Origin of the sequence: Serratia proteamaculans (assembly GCF_946227095.1) — a bacterium.
Classification (GTDB): domain Bacteria; phylum Pseudomonadota; class Gammaproteobacteria; order Enterobacterales; family Enterobacteriaceae; genus Serratia; species Serratia proteamaculans_E.
Genome location: NZ_CAMISV010000024.1, coordinates 1 through 15,231, shown reverse-complemented (window position 1 = coordinate 15,231; position 15,231 = coordinate 1). Strand labels below are relative to the sequence as shown.

16 protein-coding genes and 1 riboswitch are annotated in these 15,231 nt (G+C 56.5%); of the genes, 10 read left to right on the top strand and 6 right to left on the bottom strand.

Features of this window, described 5'->3' with window-relative positions; translation table 11 throughout:
• The first annotated feature begins 412 nt into the window (after positions 1-412).
• Both purH and purD read left to right on the top strand, forming a co-directional pair.
• Complete coding sequence (gene purH, locus OC597_RS26340) at positions 413-2,002, top strand: bifunctional phosphoribosylaminoimidazolecarboxamide formyltransferase/IMP cyclohydrolase (protein WP_262211130.1); 1,590 nt, start codon at positions 413-415, stop codon at positions 2,000-2,002.
• Between the two features lie 47 nt (positions 2,003-2,049).
• Positions 2,050-3,333: a phosphoribosylamine--glycine ligase gene (gene purD / locus OC597_RS26335; protein WP_085118493.1), complete on the top strand. Its 1,284-nt coding sequence runs from the start codon at positions 2,050-2,052 to the stop codon at positions 3,331-3,333.
• Between the two features lie 46 nt (positions 3,334-3,379).
• Here the strand turns inward: purD and OC597_RS26330 are convergent, their stop codons facing one another.
• From OC597_RS26330 to nudC, 6 genes are all read right to left on the bottom strand, one after another.
• Positions 3,380-4,018, bottom strand: a complete 639-nt coding sequence (locus OC597_RS26330) for a DUF1481 domain-containing protein (RefSeq protein WP_249265834.1) — start codon at positions 4,016-4,018, stop codon at positions 3,380-3,382.
• Between the two features lie 69 nt (positions 4,019-4,087).
• Complete coding sequence (hupA, locus tag OC597_RS26325) at positions 4,088-4,360, bottom strand: nucleoid-associated protein HU-alpha (RefSeq protein WP_012004757.1); 273 nt, start codon at positions 4,358-4,360, stop codon at positions 4,088-4,090.
• 188 nt (positions 4,361-4,548) lie between these two features.
• Positions 4,549-5,139 (bottom strand): YjaG family protein, encoded by a 591-nt coding sequence (locus tag OC597_RS26320; protein WP_062869258.1) that lies wholly within the window; start codon positions 5,137-5,139, stop codon positions 4,549-4,551.
• A gap of 48 nt (positions 5,140-5,187) precedes the next feature.
• On the bottom strand, positions 5,188-5,874 hold the full coding sequence (gene nfi, locus OC597_RS26315; protein WP_261286033.1) for a deoxyribonuclease V: 687 nt from the start codon (positions 5,872-5,874) through the stop codon (positions 5,188-5,190).
• A 9-nt stretch (positions 5,875-5,883) separates the two neighbouring features.
• Positions 5,884-6,948, bottom strand: coding sequence for a uroporphyrinogen decarboxylase (gene hemE, locus OC597_RS26310; protein ID WP_085118488.1), 1,065 nt, complete (start codon positions 6,946-6,948; stop codon positions 5,884-5,886).
• A gap of 39 nt (positions 6,949-6,987) precedes the next feature.
• Entirely contained in the window at positions 6,988-7,755 is a 768-nt protein-coding gene (nudC, locus tag OC597_RS26305; RefSeq protein WP_262211129.1) for an NAD(+) diphosphatase, read from the bottom strand.
• 99 nt (positions 7,756-7,854) lie between these two features.
• Between nudC and rsd the strand changes: the two genes are divergently transcribed.
• From rsd to OC597_RS26265, 8 genes are all read left to right on the top strand, one after another.
• Positions 7,855-8,358 (top strand): sigma D regulator, encoded by a 504-nt coding sequence (gene rsd, locus OC597_RS26300; protein WP_153858778.1) that lies wholly within the window; start codon positions 7,855-7,857, stop codon positions 8,356-8,358.
• A gap of 39 nt (positions 8,359-8,397) precedes the next feature.
• Positions 8,398-8,522: riboswitch (TPP riboswitch) on the top strand.
• 114 nt (positions 8,523-8,636) lie between these two features.
• Positions 8,637-10,580 (top strand): phosphomethylpyrimidine synthase ThiC, encoded by a 1,944-nt coding sequence (gene thiC / locus OC597_RS26295; protein ID WP_262211128.1) that lies wholly within the window; start codon positions 8,637-8,639, stop codon positions 10,578-10,580.
• Complete coding sequence (thiE, locus tag OC597_RS26290) at positions 10,573-11,211, top strand: thiamine phosphate synthase (protein WP_262211127.1); 639 nt, start codon at positions 10,573-10,575, stop codon at positions 11,209-11,211. The genes thiC and thiE overlap by 8 nt, the downstream gene beginning before the upstream one ends.
• Before the next feature lie 4 nt (positions 11,212-11,215).
• A complete protein-coding gene (locus OC597_RS26285; RefSeq protein WP_261257518.1) occupies positions 11,216-11,965 on the top strand; it encodes a HesA/MoeB/ThiF family protein in 750 nt (249 codons plus the stop codon).
• Positions 11,962-12,162, top strand: a complete 201-nt coding sequence (gene thiS / locus OC597_RS26280) for a sulfur carrier protein ThiS (RefSeq protein WP_261257515.1) — start codon at positions 11,962-11,964, stop codon at positions 12,160-12,162. Before OC597_RS26285 ends, thiS begins: the two co-directional genes overlap by 4 nt.
• A gap of 1 nt (position 12,163) precedes the next feature.
• Positions 12,164-12,943, top strand: a complete 780-nt coding sequence (locus tag OC597_RS26275; protein ID WP_262211126.1) for a thiazole synthase — start codon at positions 12,164-12,166, stop codon at positions 12,941-12,943.
• On the top strand, positions 12,943-14,076 hold the full coding sequence (gene thiH / locus OC597_RS26270; RefSeq protein ID WP_261257512.1) for a 2-iminoacetate synthase ThiH: 1,134 nt from the start codon (positions 12,943-12,945) through the stop codon (positions 14,074-14,076). Before OC597_RS26275 ends, thiH begins: the two co-directional genes overlap by 1 nt.
• A 365-nt stretch (positions 14,077-14,441) precedes the next feature.
• Positions 14,442-14,876: a thioesterase family protein gene (locus OC597_RS26265; protein WP_262211125.1), complete on the top strand. Its 435-nt coding sequence runs from the start codon at positions 14,442-14,444 to the stop codon at positions 14,874-14,876.
• The last annotated feature ends 355 nt before the right edge of the window (positions 14,877-15,231 follow it).

The window sequence follows — 15,231 nt, the reverse complement described above, 5'->3', positions numbered from 1 at the left end:
GAGTCAACCCCTAAATTTCAGGATTTTTTCTCTTCGAACCCCGGAGACTCTGTGAAGTTGTTCACATGTTCCGTGTCGATGGAGGCGCATTATAGGGAGTTCTCAGCAGGCCGCAATAGGTATTTTCGACAAAAACGATCGTTTGCTGCATTCCACAGCAAAACCCCGCCTTATACCCTGTTGTACACAAACTTATCCACAGAAGTCATTTCCACGGAAAATTTACGAGCGCCACGCAAACGTTTTCGCTACAATTCCCCGCGACGAAACGCTCCCCTTTTTATGGGGGCGTTACCTGAATCTTTGCCTGACTCCCCCTTTATAGAGAGAAAAACCTTTCCTTATAGAGAGTAGAAGGTGGAAATTCACGTAACGCTCTTTTATTGCGACTCCAAAGCCAAGGGATAAAACCATGCAACAACCTCGTCCAATCCGCCGGGCCCTGCTCAGCGTCTCTGACAAAGCCGGTATCGTTGAATTCGCCGAAGCGCTATCCCAGCGTGGCGTTGAACTGCTCTCCACCGGTGGCACTGCCCGCCTGCTGGCAGATGCCGGCCTGCCTGTTACCGAAGTTTCCGACTACACCGGCTTCCCGGAAATGATGGACGGACGAGTAAAGACCCTGCACCCCAAAGTACACGGCGGTATTCTGGGCCGTCGTGGCCAGGACGATGTCATCATGGATCAACATGACATCAAGCCAATCGACATGGTGGTGGTAAACCTGTATCCGTTCGCCCAGACCGTGGCGCGTCCGAACTGCTCCCTGGAAGACGCGGTCGAGAACATCGACATCGGCGGCCCAACCATGGTGCGTTCCGCCGCCAAGAACCATAAAGACGTTGCCATCGTGGTGAAGAGCAGTGACTACGCCGCTATCATTACCGAGATGGATAACAACGACGGTTCGCTGCAATACACCACCCGATTCGATCTGGCCATCAAAGCCTTCGAGCACACCGCCGCTTACGACAGCATGATCGCCAACTACTTCGGTGCGTTGGTTCCGGCCTACCACGGTGATACTGATCAACCTGCCGGCCGTTTCCCTCGCACCCTGAACCTTAACTATATAAAGAAGCAAGATATGCGCTACGGTGAGAACAGCCACCAGCAAGCTGCCTTCTATATAGAAGAGAACGTTCAGGAAGCCTCTGTCGCCACCGCGGAACAATTGCAAGGTAAAGCGCTGTCCTACAACAACATCGCCGATACCGATGCCGCACTGGAATGTGTGAAAGAGTTCGCCGAGCCTGCCTGCGTGATCGTCAAGCACGCCAACCCGTGTGGTGTAGCGATCGGTGATGATATTCTCGCGGCCTATGAGCGCGCCTATCAAACCGACCCTACCTCTGCTTTCGGCGGCATTATCGCCTTCAACCGCGAACTGGACGCCGCCACCGCACAGGCCATCATCAGCCGTCAGTTTGTGGAAGTGATTATCGCGCCGAGCATCAGTCAGGAGGCTCGCTCCCTGCTGGCGGCCAAGCAGAACGTGCGCGTACTGGCCTGTGGTCAATGGCAGCAACGTATTGCCGCTCTCGACTTAAAACGTGTCAACGGTGGCCTGCTGGTACAGGATCGCGATCTGGGCATGGTGAGCGAAGGCGACCTGCGCGTGGTATCCGAACGCCAACCGACCGCACAGGAACTGCGTGATGCGCTGTTCTGCTGGAAAGTCGCCAAGTTCGTGAAGTCCAACGCCATCGTCTATGCGCGTAACAACATGACTATCGGCATAGGCGCCGGCCAGATGAGCCGCGTTTACTCCGCCAAGATCGCCGGGATCAAAGCCGCGGACGAAGGTCTGGAAGTCAAAGGCTCCGCCATGGCGTCTGACGCTTTCTTCCCGTTCCGTGATGGTATCGATGCCGCCGCAGCGGTAGGTATCAGCTGTGTGATCCAGCCTGGTGGTTCGATCCGCGATGATGAAGTGATTGCCGCCGCCAACGAGCACGGCATCGCGATGATCTTCACCGACATGCGTCACTTCCGCCATTAATCCTTTTGCCGCGTGCGCTCCGGCGCACGCTCTGCGTGGAGCACCTAATGAACATTTTAATTATCGGCAACGGCGGGCGCGAACACGCGCTGGCCTGGAAAGCGGCTCAGTCGCCGTTGGCAGATAAAGTCTACGTTGCACCGGGTAACGCCGGCACCGCACTGGAAAGCAATCTGGAGAATGTAGCGATCTCCGCTACCGATATTCCGGCGCTGCTTGCCTTTGCCCAGAGCCATGATATCGGTCTCACCATCGTCGGACCGGAAGCACCGCTGGTGATTGGCGTAGTGGATGCCTTCCAGGCCGCAGGCCTGAAAATCTTTGGGCCATCCCAGGCGGCCGCCCAATTGGAAGGCTCCAAAGCCTTCACCAAAGACTTCCTGGCGCGCCATAACATCCCAAGCGCCGAGTACCAAAACTTTACCGAGGTTGAACCGGCGCTGGCCTATCTGCGCAGTAAAGGTGCCCCCATCGTCATCAAGGCCGACGGCCTGGCCGCCGGCAAGGGCGTGATCGTCGCCATGACATTGCAGGAAGCGGAAGATGCAGTGCAGGATATGTTGGCCGGCAACGCCTTTGGCGATGCAGGTCACCGCATCGTGGTGGAAGAGTTCCTTGAAGGTGAGGAAGCCAGCTTTATCGTGATGGTCGACGGCGAGAACGTAGTGCCGATGGCCACCAGCCAGGATCACAAACGCGTCGGTGACGGTGATACCGGCCCAAATACCGGCGGCATGGGGGCTTACTCCCCTGCACCGGTCGTGACCGATGAAATCCACCAGCGCGCCATGGATCAGGTCATCTGGCCAACCGTGCGCGGCATGGCAGCTGAAGGCAACACCTACGTCGGTTTCCTGTACGCCGGGCTGATGATCTCCGCCGACGGCCAGCCAAAGGTGATTGAGTTCAACTGTCGCTTTGGCGATCCGGAAACCCAACCCATCATGCTGCGTCTGCGTTCTGATCTGATCGAGCTGTGTCTGGCCGGGGCGGAAGGCAAGCTGGGCGAGAAAACGTCCGAGTGGGATGAGCGTCCGGCACTGGGCGTGGTACTGGCAGCAGGCGGTTATCCGGGTGATTACAACAACGGTGAAGTCATTCAGGGTCTGCCGCAGCAGGAAAGTGCCGACGGTAAGGTGTTCCACGCCGGTACCCGCATGCAAGGCGATGACGTAGTCACCAGCGGTGGACGTGTGTTGTGCGTAACTGCATTGGGTGAGACGGTGGCGCAAGCGCAACAACGCGCCTATCAATTAGCGGAAGGTATTCAGTGGCCGGGTAGTTTCTGCCGCAAGGATATTGGCTATCGTGCGATTGCACGCGGCAAATGATCTGAACACCGCAACGCTATCCAGGCTCCGCAATGCGGGGCCTTTTTTATAGCTGGTCTTCTTTCGGTTCCCAGCGGCAAAAATCATCATTCGCCACCAACAGCAATTCACGCCCTTCCGGCGCATCCAACCAGGCGATACTCACCGGCTGGCTGCTATTGCGGGCTCGTCGCGCAATCCAGGCTTCGGCACTGCTGTCCAGCCCCGGCTTCAGCATTTGGCCATCGCAGGTTTGTACTACCCCTTGCTGCCAGCGCCCCTGCAACAGCTTCACCTTGCCGGCGCGCAGCGCATTGCTTAGTTCCAGCACTCGTCGGGCCTGGTATTGATACAGCGCGATTTCGTCGGCGGTCAGTTGTTCACGCCGCGTAGCCAGTTGGCGCTGCATAAAGCTCACTCCACCGTCATCGGCAAAGCGCAATTGAATAGAGTCTTGGTCGCCATCGGCGTCAGTGCGTTTAATCTGACGCAGCTTGCCGTTTTGATATTCGTACAGCGTGGTGACGGTACCCGGACCACGGTAGGGACTGTAGACGCTCATCAACACCAGTGGATGCTGCCGATCGTCATCTTTACGCCACAGGCGCATAACGCCCTGGTCGGCCACATAGCCGCTGGCCGTAAAGGCAGGGGGATCAGAATGACTGCTGCAGGCGCTCAGGCCGCCGGCAATGCCGATGACCATAAGCGCCTGTCGGATAAACAAAAGGGGCGCTATAGCCCCTCTGTTTAATCTTTTCACCAACACGCAGTATTACTTAACTGCGTCTTTCAGTGCTTTACCAGAAACGAACGCAGGCACGTTAGCAGCTGCGATTTTGATTTCTTTACCAGTCTGCGGGTTGCGACCAGTGCGCTCGTTGCGGTGGTTGACCTTGAAAGTACCGAAACCAACCAATTGTACTGCATCACCTTCTTTCAGAGACTCAGTAATAGCAGCCAGGGTGGATTCCAGAGCCAGTTTAGCTTGTGCTTTGGAAAGGTCAGCCTTGTCCGCGATTACATCAATCAGTTGAGTCTTGTTCATAAGTTATCCTTACAGTGTGTTTATCGTTTGCAAAGCATCGAGTGCGACGGATATGCCGATGTACAGCACTCCCTGCATACACGCACCGATAGCCACTTTTTTTACGCCCCCCAAATGTAGACCAGACAGGGTGCGGATGTGAAGCCTTAAGGCATGACAAATCAGGCGTTAAATCACGTTTTCTTGCCTTATTGCGTTAAATTTATCCCGATATTACTAACCGCGGCCTCGCGGAGGTCAGAACGCAACCCTTTGATCAGTTCTAAATCACGCTCTTCGCAGTCAGCCAACAGGCGGAAAATTTCCCATTGAATGTCCCATTCTTCCTCTACCGCAGGCAGAACTTTGAGCTCATCGTCGGTCATTTCTTTACCGGCCTGAGTCATTTCCAACATCGCCACGGTGCGAATTGACGTTTCGCTGATGGCGATGGCGTGCTCTAGCGTCTCCCCGCTGAGTCGCGAATGGATCAGTTCCCCTAATGCGATACAGGCGTCAATCGCCGGGTAAACGCCGTAAAGATCGTAATCTTCTGCCGAGGGGATCGCCTCTTCCAACTTCTCCAACTGATTGTCAAAGTTGACCTTGGCGTCCTTGACCACCAGCGTTTCCCACACCAAATCCAGAATGCGGCGGTAAATTGCCGGATCGCCGAACTCGGTTTGCAGGCAGAACATCTGGTAATTCGGATACATACGCTCGCACAAACTGGCCATAAAGGTCAAATGTTGCCAGCTCTCAAGTTTTTCCAGACGTAAATGAATCGGGTTACGTAGCATTATTCACTCTCTTACGCGTTATCTGCGCCGCAGTGTACCCGAAATCGGTCATTGCGACACCTCTGGATGCTGCTGTAACCAGCGCTGGAAGGCCGGGCGGCGCGAGGCGATGGCATCGGCCCAGCGTGTCGGTTCCGGCAAACGGTAACCCGCCATGCAACGTTGCACCCAGGCGAGCGCACTGTCGGCGCCAACACGATGGCCGGTGGAGATGAACAACGGATTGCAGCGCGCCTTGCTGCGCCATACCCAACCCAACTGCTCGCCTTTGTCCTCCAGCGCGGCCAGTGCACCTACGCCTGCATCCAATGCGGCGAATTTACCGCACAGACGCTTTTTGGCTACGCCGATGGTGGGTACGTTGACCAGCAGGCCGAAATGGCTGGCAACGCCCAAGCGACGCGGATGCGAGATGCCATGGCCATCGACCAGAACCAGATCCGGTTTCTGATGCAGTTGCTCCCAGGCAGCAAGCAACGCAGGGTATTCACGGAATGATAAAAAACCGGGGATATAGGGCATGGTGGTGCTAACGCGCGCCACCTGAAACTCCACCAGTTCCAGCGACGGATAGCGCAGGATGGCGATGGCGGCGCGGGTCACCGCCCCTTCCTGCTCAAAACCCACGTCGGCACCGGCGATAAAGGCCGGTGGATCAACCAAAAAATCATCCTGGCGAATGACTTCAGAGGCGCGCAGCAGTTGCTCCGCACGCAGGGCCTGAGTATCTATCACGTCCAATCCTTAGCGATGGTATTTCCCCGACTGCGCGTGAACCGCCTCAACAAAGGCGCCTGCGTTCTCCGGCGGCACGTCCAGGTGAATACCATGCCCCAGGTTGAACACGTGCCCTTCGCCGTGGCCGAAACCGGCCAGAATGGTTTCCACTTCCTGGCCGATACGCTCAGGTGACGCATACAGCATGGAAGGATCCATATTGCCCTGCAACGCGACTTTGTCCCCTACGCGACGGCGTGCATCAGCGATATCGGTTGTCCAGTCGAGGCCTAACGCGTCACAACCGGTCGCCGCCATCGCCTCCAGCCACTGACCGCCACCTTTGGTAAACAGCGTCACCGGCACGCGGCGACCGTCGTTTTCACGCAGCAGGCCATCGACAATCTTATGCATGTAGTGCAGTGAGAACTCGCGGTAGTCACGACCGGTCAGCACGCCGCCCCAGGTATCGAATACCATCACCGACTGTGCACCGGCTTTAATCTGGGCGTTAAGATACAGAATGACGCTGTCTGCCAGTTTATCCAGCAGCAGGTGCAACGTCGCCGGCTCGGCGTACATCATTTTTTTCAGCTTGGTGAAGGCCTTGCTGCTGCCGCCTTCCACCATGTAGGTCGCCAGTGTCCACGGGCTGCCAGAGAAACCAATCAGCGGCACTTCGCCCTTCAGCTCACGACGGATGGTGCGCACCGCATTCATCACATAACCCAGTTCCACTTCCGGGTCGAACGCCGGCAGCTTGTCGACATCGGCACGGCTGGTGATAGGTGAGGAGAAACGCGGGCCTTCACCGGCTTCGAAGTACAGGCCCAGCCCCATAGCATCGGGAATGGTGAGGATATCGGAGAACAGGATCGCCGCATCCAGAGGGAAACGACGCAGCGGCTGCAGCGTGACCTCACAAGCCAGCTCTGCGTTCTTGCACAGCGACATGAAATCACCGGCCTCGGCGCGAGTGGCCTTGTACTCCGGCAAATAACGACCGGCCTGGCGCATCATCCATACAGGGGTCACATCCACCGGCTGACGCAACAATGCGCGCAGGTAACGATCGTTCTTCAACTCATTCATTATGGGGCTCCCTTATTCATCTGCCGGTATTGTAGCGATTTATTGTTCACGGCATAAGGCTACGGTGTCCTCTATCAGGCGACGCGCTACGGTGCCGGGTGGCGGTAGCAGTGGCAACTGATCGTAGCGGTACCAACCGGCGTTAAGCAGCTCTTTCGGATCGTGGCGGATCTCACCCCGGTGGTAATCGGCCATAAAGGCCATCATCAGCGAATGCGGGAATGGCCATGGTTGTGAGGTGACATAACGCAGGTTTTTGATTTCAATATTACTTTCTTCCATGACCTCACGCGCGGCCGCCTGCTCCAGCGTTTCGCCGACCTCAACAAAACCGGCCAGCACGGTATGAATACCGCCGCGGTGACGCACATGCTGCGCCAGCAGGATCTCATCGTCACGCCGAATGGCAACAATCACGCAGGGTGCGATCTGCGGGTAGTAACGCTCCCGGCAGTTACCGCACAGGCAGGCACTTTCGGTGCGGCTGAGGTGCATCTCATGGCCGCAGTAGCCGCAGTAGCGGTGGGATCGGTAAAAATCGGCCAGTTGTACGCCACGCCCGGCGAGCTGGAACAGCCCGCGATCGAGCTCAAGCAGTTGACGCACCGAGCCCATCTCCTGCGGCATCGACTGGCGCACCAGCCAGACCGGCAGCCCTTCCCATTCGCCAATAGCGCGAGCCATCCGCCCCTGCAGGGAGAATGACGCCGCTGAACCGCACGGTAATTCACCGTTCGGTAACCAAAGTTTGCTTTCATGGCTGACGATCCACCAGCCATTTTCATTACCCGTTAATGCAAGTTCCATATCGTTGTTGCACAACCTCAGCTTCACTGGCACTCTACAAATCGGCCTTGTTACATTTTAATAACTTACTGTTACGTTTTATTACTTACGGAGTCAAACATGCTCAACCGTTTGGAAAGCCTGACTCAGCGCGTTGGTGGTAGTAATGAATTAGTAGATCAATGGCTTCAGGCACGCAAGCAATTGCTGGTCGCCTATTGCGCCCTGGTGGGCATCAAACCGAACAAAGAAAAGCATACGCCGCTGAATGAAAAAGCGCTGGAGAACTTTTGCCATAATCTGGTGGATTATCTCTCCGCCGGCCATTTTCATATCTATGACAGAATTATCAAACAAGTGGAAGGCGCATCCAGTCCGAAAATGTCTCTGGCGGTCAACATCTATCCCAAGCTGTGGGCCAATACCGAGCAGATCATGGCTTTCCACGATCGCTATACCGAAGTGGATATCGATCAGGACCTGTGTCTGGAATTGCATCAGGCGTTGTCCGACATCGGCGAAACGCTGGCGGCTCGTTTTACCCTTGAAGACAGGTTGATCCAACTGGCGGCCGAAACCTGGCAACAGGCTGAGCCTGACAAGACGCTGGATCCAGCTCGCTAAAATGTTGTAGTCTTTTTTATTATCCCTCCTATACTGGAGGGCATCTTGTCGGAGTGCCTAGCGCCTGATTTGTTCATCAAATTGGCCAGGCTGAGACCGTTAATTCGGGATCCGCGGAACCTGATCGGGTTAATACCCGCGAAGGGAACAAGAGTAATCTATCGCCACAGGCAGGTGACCCAATTTGGGATAATCCCGCCTTGCCGGCCAGCATCATTACTCCCTCCGAGCTCCAGACAAGCAACTTTCCCAACCCAACACACTGGTAGGAACTTGCTATGTCTAACGTTAAAAAACCCCGTGCCCGTAAAGAGCAACGCGAAGAAGCCCAGCAGTTTATCAACACCCTGCAAGGCGTCTCTTTCCCCAATTCACACCGTATCTATCTGCAGGGCTCCCGTAGCGATCTGCAGGTGCCTATGCGTGAAATTCAGCTCAGCCCGACGCTGATCGGCGGCGAGAAGGACAACCCGCAGTACGAGCAGAACGAAGCTATCCCGGTGTATGACACTGCCGGCCCTTACGGCGATCCTCAATCCGAACTCAACGTGCACACCGGTTTGGCGAAGCTACGCGCGGGTTGGATCACCGAACGCGGTGACACCGAAGCCCTCAAGGGCGTCAGTTCCGGTTTTACCCAGCAGCGCCTGGCCGATGAAGGCCTGGATCACCTGCGTTTTGAACATCTGCCGTTGCCGCGCAAGGCGCAAGCGGGCAAATGCGTCACTCAGTTGCACTACGCCCGCGCCGGTATCATTACCCCGGAGATGGAGTTTATCGCCATCCGCGAAAACATGGGTCGCGAGCGCATCCGCGGCGAAGTGTTACGCCACCAGCATCCAGGCCAAAATTGGGGTGCCAACCTGCCGGAGAACATCACGCCGGAATTTGTCCGGCAGAAAGTGGCCGCTGGCCGCGCCATCATCCCCGCCAATATCAACCACCCGGAATCTGAACCGATGATCATCGGCCGCAACTTCCTGGTGAAGGTTAACGCCAACATCGGCAATTCGGCGGTGACCTCTTCGATCGAGGAAGAAGTCGAGAAACTGGTGTGGTCTACTCGCTGGGGCGCGGATACGGTGATGGATCTTTCTACCGGCCGCTATATTCACGAAACCCGCGAATGGATCCTGCGTAACAGTCCGGTGCCGATTGGTACGGTACCGATCTATCAGGCTCTGGAAAAGGTGAACGGCGTAGCGGAAAACCTCACCTGGGAAATGTTCCGCGATACGCTGCTGGAGCAGGCAGAGCAAGGTGTTGACTATTTCACCATTCACGCGGGTGTACTGTTGCGTTACGTGCCGATGACCGCCAAACGCCTGACCGGCATCGTCTCTCGCGGTGGCTCGATCATGGCCAAGTGGTGCCTGTCGCATCACCAGGAAAACTTCTTGTACCAGCACTTCCGTGAAATTTGTGAGATTTGCGCCGCCTATGATGTCTCTCTGTCCCTCGGCGATGGCCTGCGTCCGGGCTCGATTCAGGACGCCAATGACGAGGCACAGTTCGCCGAACTGCACACCCTGGGAGAACTGACCAAAATCGCCTGGGAATATGATGTGCAGGTGATGATCGAAGGCCCCGGCCACGTACCGATGCAAATGATCCGACGCAACATGACCGAGGAGCTGGAGCACTGCCACGAAGCGCCGTTCTATACTCTTGGCCCGCTGACCACCGATATCGCCCCGGGTTATGATCACTTCACCTCCGGCATTGGGGCCGCGATGATCGGCTGGTTCGGCTGCGCCATGCTGTGTTACGTCACGCCGAAGGAGCACCTCGGCCTGCCGAACAAAGAGGATGTCAAACAGGGGCTGATCACCTACAAGATTGCCGCCCACGCCGCCGATCTGGCCAAAGGACACCCTGGCGCGCAGATCCGCGATAACGCCATGTCCAAGGCGCGCTTCGAATTCCGCTGGGAAGACCAATTCAACCTGGCGCTCGATCCGGCCACCGCACGCGCTTATCACGACGAAACCCTGCCGCAGGAGTCCGGCAAGGTAGCCCACTTCTGCTCCATGTGCGGGCCAAAATTCTGCTCGATGAAAATTTCACAGGAAGTTCGCGACTATGCCGCAGCACAGGAGGCTGCCAAACCGATAGAAGTGCAGCTAACCGGCATGGAAAAGATGTCTGCCGAGTTCCGCTCACGCGGCAGCGAGCTGTACCACAGCGCCGGCAACCTGCAAGAGGAACTGAGCAATGACTGATATCACTACAGCTTTCCCCGCGACTCCGCACAAGTTGGGGCTATACCCGGTGGTCGACAGCGTTGAATGGATTGCCCGCCTACTGGAGGCAGGCGTTACCACGATTCAGCTGCGTATCAAGGATCTGCCGGATGAACAAGTCGAAGATGATATTGCCGCGGCCATTGCCCTCGGCAAACAGTACGATGCCCGGTTGTTCATTAATGACTACTGGCAACTGGCGATTAAACACGGTGCCTATGGCGTGCATCTCGGCCAGGAGGATTTGGATACCACCGATCTGGCCGCCATTCACCGCGCCGGGCTGCGTCTGGGGGTTTCTACCCATGATGATAGCGAGCTGGCCCGCGCCATTGCGGTGAAACCTTCCTATATCGCACTGGGGCATATCTTCCCGACGCAAACCAAAGACATGCCTTCCGCCCCTCAGGGCCTGGTGGAGTTGAAACGCCATCTCGCCGGATTAAGTGACTATCCGACGGTGGCGATCGGCGGGATCAGCATCGATCGCGTGGCGGCCGTACTGGAATGTGGTGTCGGCAGCGTAGCTGTGGTCAGTGCCATTACCCAGGCTGCGGACTGGCGTGCAGCGACCGCACAGCTATTACAACTGATCGAAGACAGGGAGTAATGCCATGTTGAACGATCAAGAGTTTCTGCGCTACAGCCGCCAGTTGCTGCTGGAGGATATTGGCCCCGAAGGCCAGGAGAAGCTAAAACAGTCGACGGCGCTGATCGTCGGGTTGGGGGGATTAGGTTCCCCCGCCGCGCTCTATCTGGCGGCTGCCGGCGTCGGCACCTTGCTACTGGCCGATGACGATACGCTGCACCTCACCAATCTGCAGCGTCAAATCCTGTACCGCAGCACCGACGTTGCCAAAAGCAAAGCCGCCCTGGCACAGCGTCAATTACAGGCGCTAAACCCAATGGTGGAATCCATCGCGCTGGAGCAACGTTTGCAGGGGGAGGTGTTGCAGCAGGCCGTTGAACGCGCCGATCTAATTTTAGACTGTAGCGATAACATGGAAACCCGCCATGCGGTAAACGCCGCCTGCATCAAGGCCGGTAAACCGCTGATCAGCGGCAGTGCGGTAGGTTTCAGTGGTCAGTTGCTGGTGATAGAACCTCCCTATGCCCACGGCTGCTACGCCTGTCTGTATCCGGAACAAACGGAACCCCAGCGTAATTGCCGCACCGCTGGCGTCCTTGGCCCGGTGGTCGGTGTCATTGGTACGCTGCAAGCGCTGGAGGCGATAAAAATGCTGGCGGGCCTGCCTTCTTCACTCAGCGGCAAACTGCGATTGTTCGACGGCAAACAACAAAGCTGGAGCACCTTGCAGCTCAGTCAGGCGAGCACCTGCCCGGCGTGCGGAGGAACGGCATGAAGATCCGGCTTAATGACCAACCGCTGGAGCTGGCACAATCCCTGAGCGTCACCGCCCTGCTCGAACAATTGCAGCGCCACCAGCCGGGCACCGCGCTGGCTATCAACCAAACCATCATCCCACGCGCCGACTGGGCTAACCACCTGGTGCAAGACGGTGATGACATCCTGTTGTTTCAAGCGATCGCCGGAGGCTGACATGCTGAAAATCGCCGATACCACCTTTACCTCACGCCTGTTTACCGGCACCGGCAAATTTGCCACGCCGACGCTGATGCTAGATGCCCTGCAGGCCTCAGGCTCGCAGTTAGTCACCATGGCGATGAAACGTGTTGATCTGCGTGGCGGTAATGACGCCATTCTGGCGCCGCTACAGCAGCTGGGCGTACGCCTGTTGCCAAATACCTCTGGTGCGAAGACCGCCGCAGAAGCGGTGTTTGCCGCCCGACTGGCGCGTGAAGCACTTGGCACCCACTGGGTGAAGTTGGAAATCCATCCCGATGTGAAATACCTGCTGCCGGACCCGATCGAAACCCTGAAGGCGGCGGAAACGCTGGTAAAAGAAGGGTTTGTGGTGCTGCCTTACTGCGGTGCCGATCCGGTGTTGTGCAAACGGCTGGAGGAAGCAGGCTGTGCCGCGGTCATGCCGCTGGGTGCGCCTATAGGTTCCAACCGTGGGCTGCGCACCCGCGACTTCCTTGAGATTATTATCGAGCAGGCCAGGGTTCCGGTAGTGATCGACGCCGGTATCGGTGCGCCAAGTCATGCCTTAGAGGCTATGGAACTGGGCGCTGATGCGGTACTAGTAAATACCGCTATCGCCGTGGCGCGCGATCCGGTGCAGATGGCGCGGGCATTTCGTCTGGCGCTGGAAGCCGGTGAGCTGGCGCGTCAGGCCGGGTTGGGCAGTAGCCAGCGCAATGCCATAGCCTCCAGCCCACTGACCGCTTTTCTCAGCCAGAGCGAGGAGATGTTGTGATGGCCGATGATTTCAGTCGCCGCTGGCAGCAGTTGGATTGGGACGATATCTCGCTGCGTATTAACAGCAAAACGGCACGTGATGTCGAGAACGCGCTGAATGCGGAAAAACTGACGCGTGAAGATTTTATGGCGCTGATCTCCCCCGCCGCCGCGCCCTACCTGGAGCCATTGGCCCAGCGTGCGCAGCAGTTGACGCGCCAACGCTTTGGCAACGTGGTCAGCTTCTACGTGCCGCTGTACCTGTCCAACCTGTGCGCCAACGACTGTACCTACTGCGGTTTTTCGATGAGCAATCGCATCAAGCGTAAAACCCTGGATGCCGACGAGATCGAACGCGAGTGTCTGGCGATTAAGGGTCTGGGCTTTGAGCATTTGCTGTTGGTCACCGGCGAACACCAGACCAAGGTCGGCATGGACTATTTCCGACAGCATATTCCAGCGATCCGCCGCCATTTCAGCTCGCTGATGATGGAAGTACAGCCTCTGGAGCAGGAAGAGTACGCCGAGCTGAAAGCGCTGGGGTTGGATGGCGTGCTGGTGTATCAGGAAACCTATCACCCCGCCACTTACCTACAGCATCATCTGCGCGGTCAGAAACAGGATTTCCACTGGCGGCTGGCCACGCCGGATCGCCTGGGTCGCGCCGGGATCGACAAGATCGGCCTTGGTGCACTGATCGGGCTTTCCAACAGTTGGCGTACCGACTGCTATATGCTGGCCGAACACCTGTTCTACCTGCAGCAGACCTACTGGCAGAGCCGCTATTCTATCTCGTTCCCGCGCCTGCGTCCCTGTGCCGGCGGTATCGAACCGGCGTCGATCATGAGCGAGCCGCAATTGGTGCAGTTAATCTGTGCTTTCCGGCTGTTCGCCCCTGACGTAGAGCTGTCTTTGTCGACGCGTGAATCACCGTTCTTCCGCGATCATATGATCCCGGTGGCGATCAACAGCGTCAGTGCCGGATCCAAAACCCAGCCTGGCGGTTATGCCGACGATGTCGCCCCTGAACTTGAACAGTTCGAACCGCACGATGGCCGTACCCCACAGCAGGTGGCGCAAGCCATCAGCGACGCCGGTTTACAGCCGGTGTGGAAAGACTGGGACGGATACCTCGGGCGCAGCCCGCAGTAATCTGCAAGCCTTGCAGCGTCGTTGAAAAAGCCGGGGAAGCGCTGCGCAGAAGCTAGCGACGTGGCTGGCAGGGTAATTCAGCCCCGTTATAGTGGCGATGCTGGCTGCCAAACCCGGTGCCAGCCGGAGCCGTCACCTTCTCGACAGCTCCGCCTTACCCTCTCCCGGATCACGTCGGATTACCCTCCCGCGTGACTCCGGGTCCTCTCACATGACTCCCCTCACCGATATTTTGACAAAACCAGCTGGTTTGACCACAGTTAAAGTCTGCCCCTTAACTGGTCTGACAACTCTGTGGGATAATAACGATGAACCTGTACCTGCGATTGATCTGGATTTTACTCTCATCGTGCTGGAAACCCCGGATGTCGATGGAAGCTCTTACTAATCGGCTGACAACTCGAGTGTGGCTGAATGACATCGACGTCAATTTACACATGAACAACGGCCGCTATATGACGGTATGTGATTTAAACCGGGTCGATCTGTTTATTCGCACCGGTTTGCTAGCGTTGATGCTAAAACAACGTTGGTCACCGATCGTTAGCCAACACACCATGGACTACAAAAAGGCGCTGCGACCCTTTCAACGTTATCAGGTCAGCATGACTATTACTCACTGGGACGAACGCTATTTCTATGCGGTACATACTTTTAGCGTTGGCGAGCGAATTGTCGCTCAGGGCACTTCACAAGCGGTGATTTTGGGACGAGAAGGCGTGGTGGCACCGGATGTGGTGGTCGCCAGCGTGCGGCAATATCAGCAGGCAAAATACAGTGAGCCAACCGCGCCACAATGATGAAATGAGTCCCTGATGCTGTAATGGCCCCTGGTGTTGGCCGTGTATCTTTTTGCTGCCTGCACCCGGCTTGAAGACAGATGCAGGCAGCTTATTTTGTGAGACAGGCAGCCCCCCTGGGACACGAATCACACATATAGCTGATAATTAATCATATCGACGATAAAATGTGAATGTCTTTTGAGTGTTATTTTCAGTATATACTGAGTGTGTTTTGAGTTTGATTAAGAAAATCAAACGGATATGGGCGCAGCCATCCTGAATAGACCCGGGTTTCGTAGACACTTTTTTGCCTCATAATGGAGGCCTAATGAAGGAGTGTTTATGTCAGTCAAAACGTTCACTGAAGAATTCA

Excerpts from the sequence above, each read along its gene's own strand:
- purH (WP_262211130.1), top strand. The coding sequence starts at position 413 with ATGCAACAACCTCGTCCAATCCGCCGGGCCCTGCTCAGCGTCTCTGAC.
- purD (WP_085118493.1), top strand. The coding sequence starts at position 2,050 with ATGAACATTTTAATTATCGGCAACGGCGGGCGCGAACACGCGCTGGCC.
- OC597_RS26330 (WP_249265834.1), bottom strand. The coding sequence starts at position 4,018 with ATGGTCATCGGCATTGCCGGCGGCCTGAGCGCCTGCAGCAGTCATTCT.
- hupA (WP_012004757.1), bottom strand. The coding sequence starts at position 4,360 with ATGAACAAGACTCAACTGATTGATGTAATCGCGGACAAGGCTGACCTT.
- OC597_RS26320 (WP_062869258.1), bottom strand. The coding sequence starts at position 5,139 with ATGCTACGTAACCCGATTCATTTACGTCTGGAAAAACTTGAGAGCTGG.
- hemE (WP_085118488.1), bottom strand. The coding sequence starts at position 6,948 with ATGAATGAGTTGAAGAACGATCGTTACCTGCGCGCATTGTTGCGTCAG.
- nudC (WP_262211129.1), bottom strand. The coding sequence starts at position 7,755 with ATGGAACTTGCATTAACGGGTAATGAAAATGGCTGGTGGATCGTCAGC.
- rsd (WP_153858778.1), top strand. The coding sequence starts at position 7,855 with ATGCTCAACCGTTTGGAAAGCCTGACTCAGCGCGTTGGTGGTAGTAAT.
- thiC (WP_262211128.1), top strand. The coding sequence starts at position 8,637 with ATGTCTAACGTTAAAAAACCCCGTGCCCGTAAAGAGCAACGCGAAGAA.
- thiE (WP_262211127.1), top strand. The coding sequence starts at position 10,573 with ATGACTGATATCACTACAGCTTTCCCCGCGACTCCGCACAAGTTGGGG.
- OC597_RS26285 (WP_261257518.1), top strand. The coding sequence starts at position 11,216 with ATGTTGAACGATCAAGAGTTTCTGCGCTACAGCCGCCAGTTGCTGCTG.
- thiS (WP_261257515.1), top strand. The coding sequence starts at position 11,962 with ATGAAGATCCGGCTTAATGACCAACCGCTGGAGCTGGCACAATCCCTG.
- OC597_RS26275 (WP_262211126.1), top strand. The coding sequence starts at position 12,164 with ATGCTGAAAATCGCCGATACCACCTTTACCTCACGCCTGTTTACCGGC.
- thiH (WP_261257512.1), top strand. The coding sequence starts at position 12,943 with ATGGCCGATGATTTCAGTCGCCGCTGGCAGCAGTTGGATTGGGACGAT.
- OC597_RS26265 (WP_262211125.1), top strand. The coding sequence starts at position 14,442 with ATGTCGATGGAAGCTCTTACTAATCGGCTGACAACTCGAGTGTGGCTG.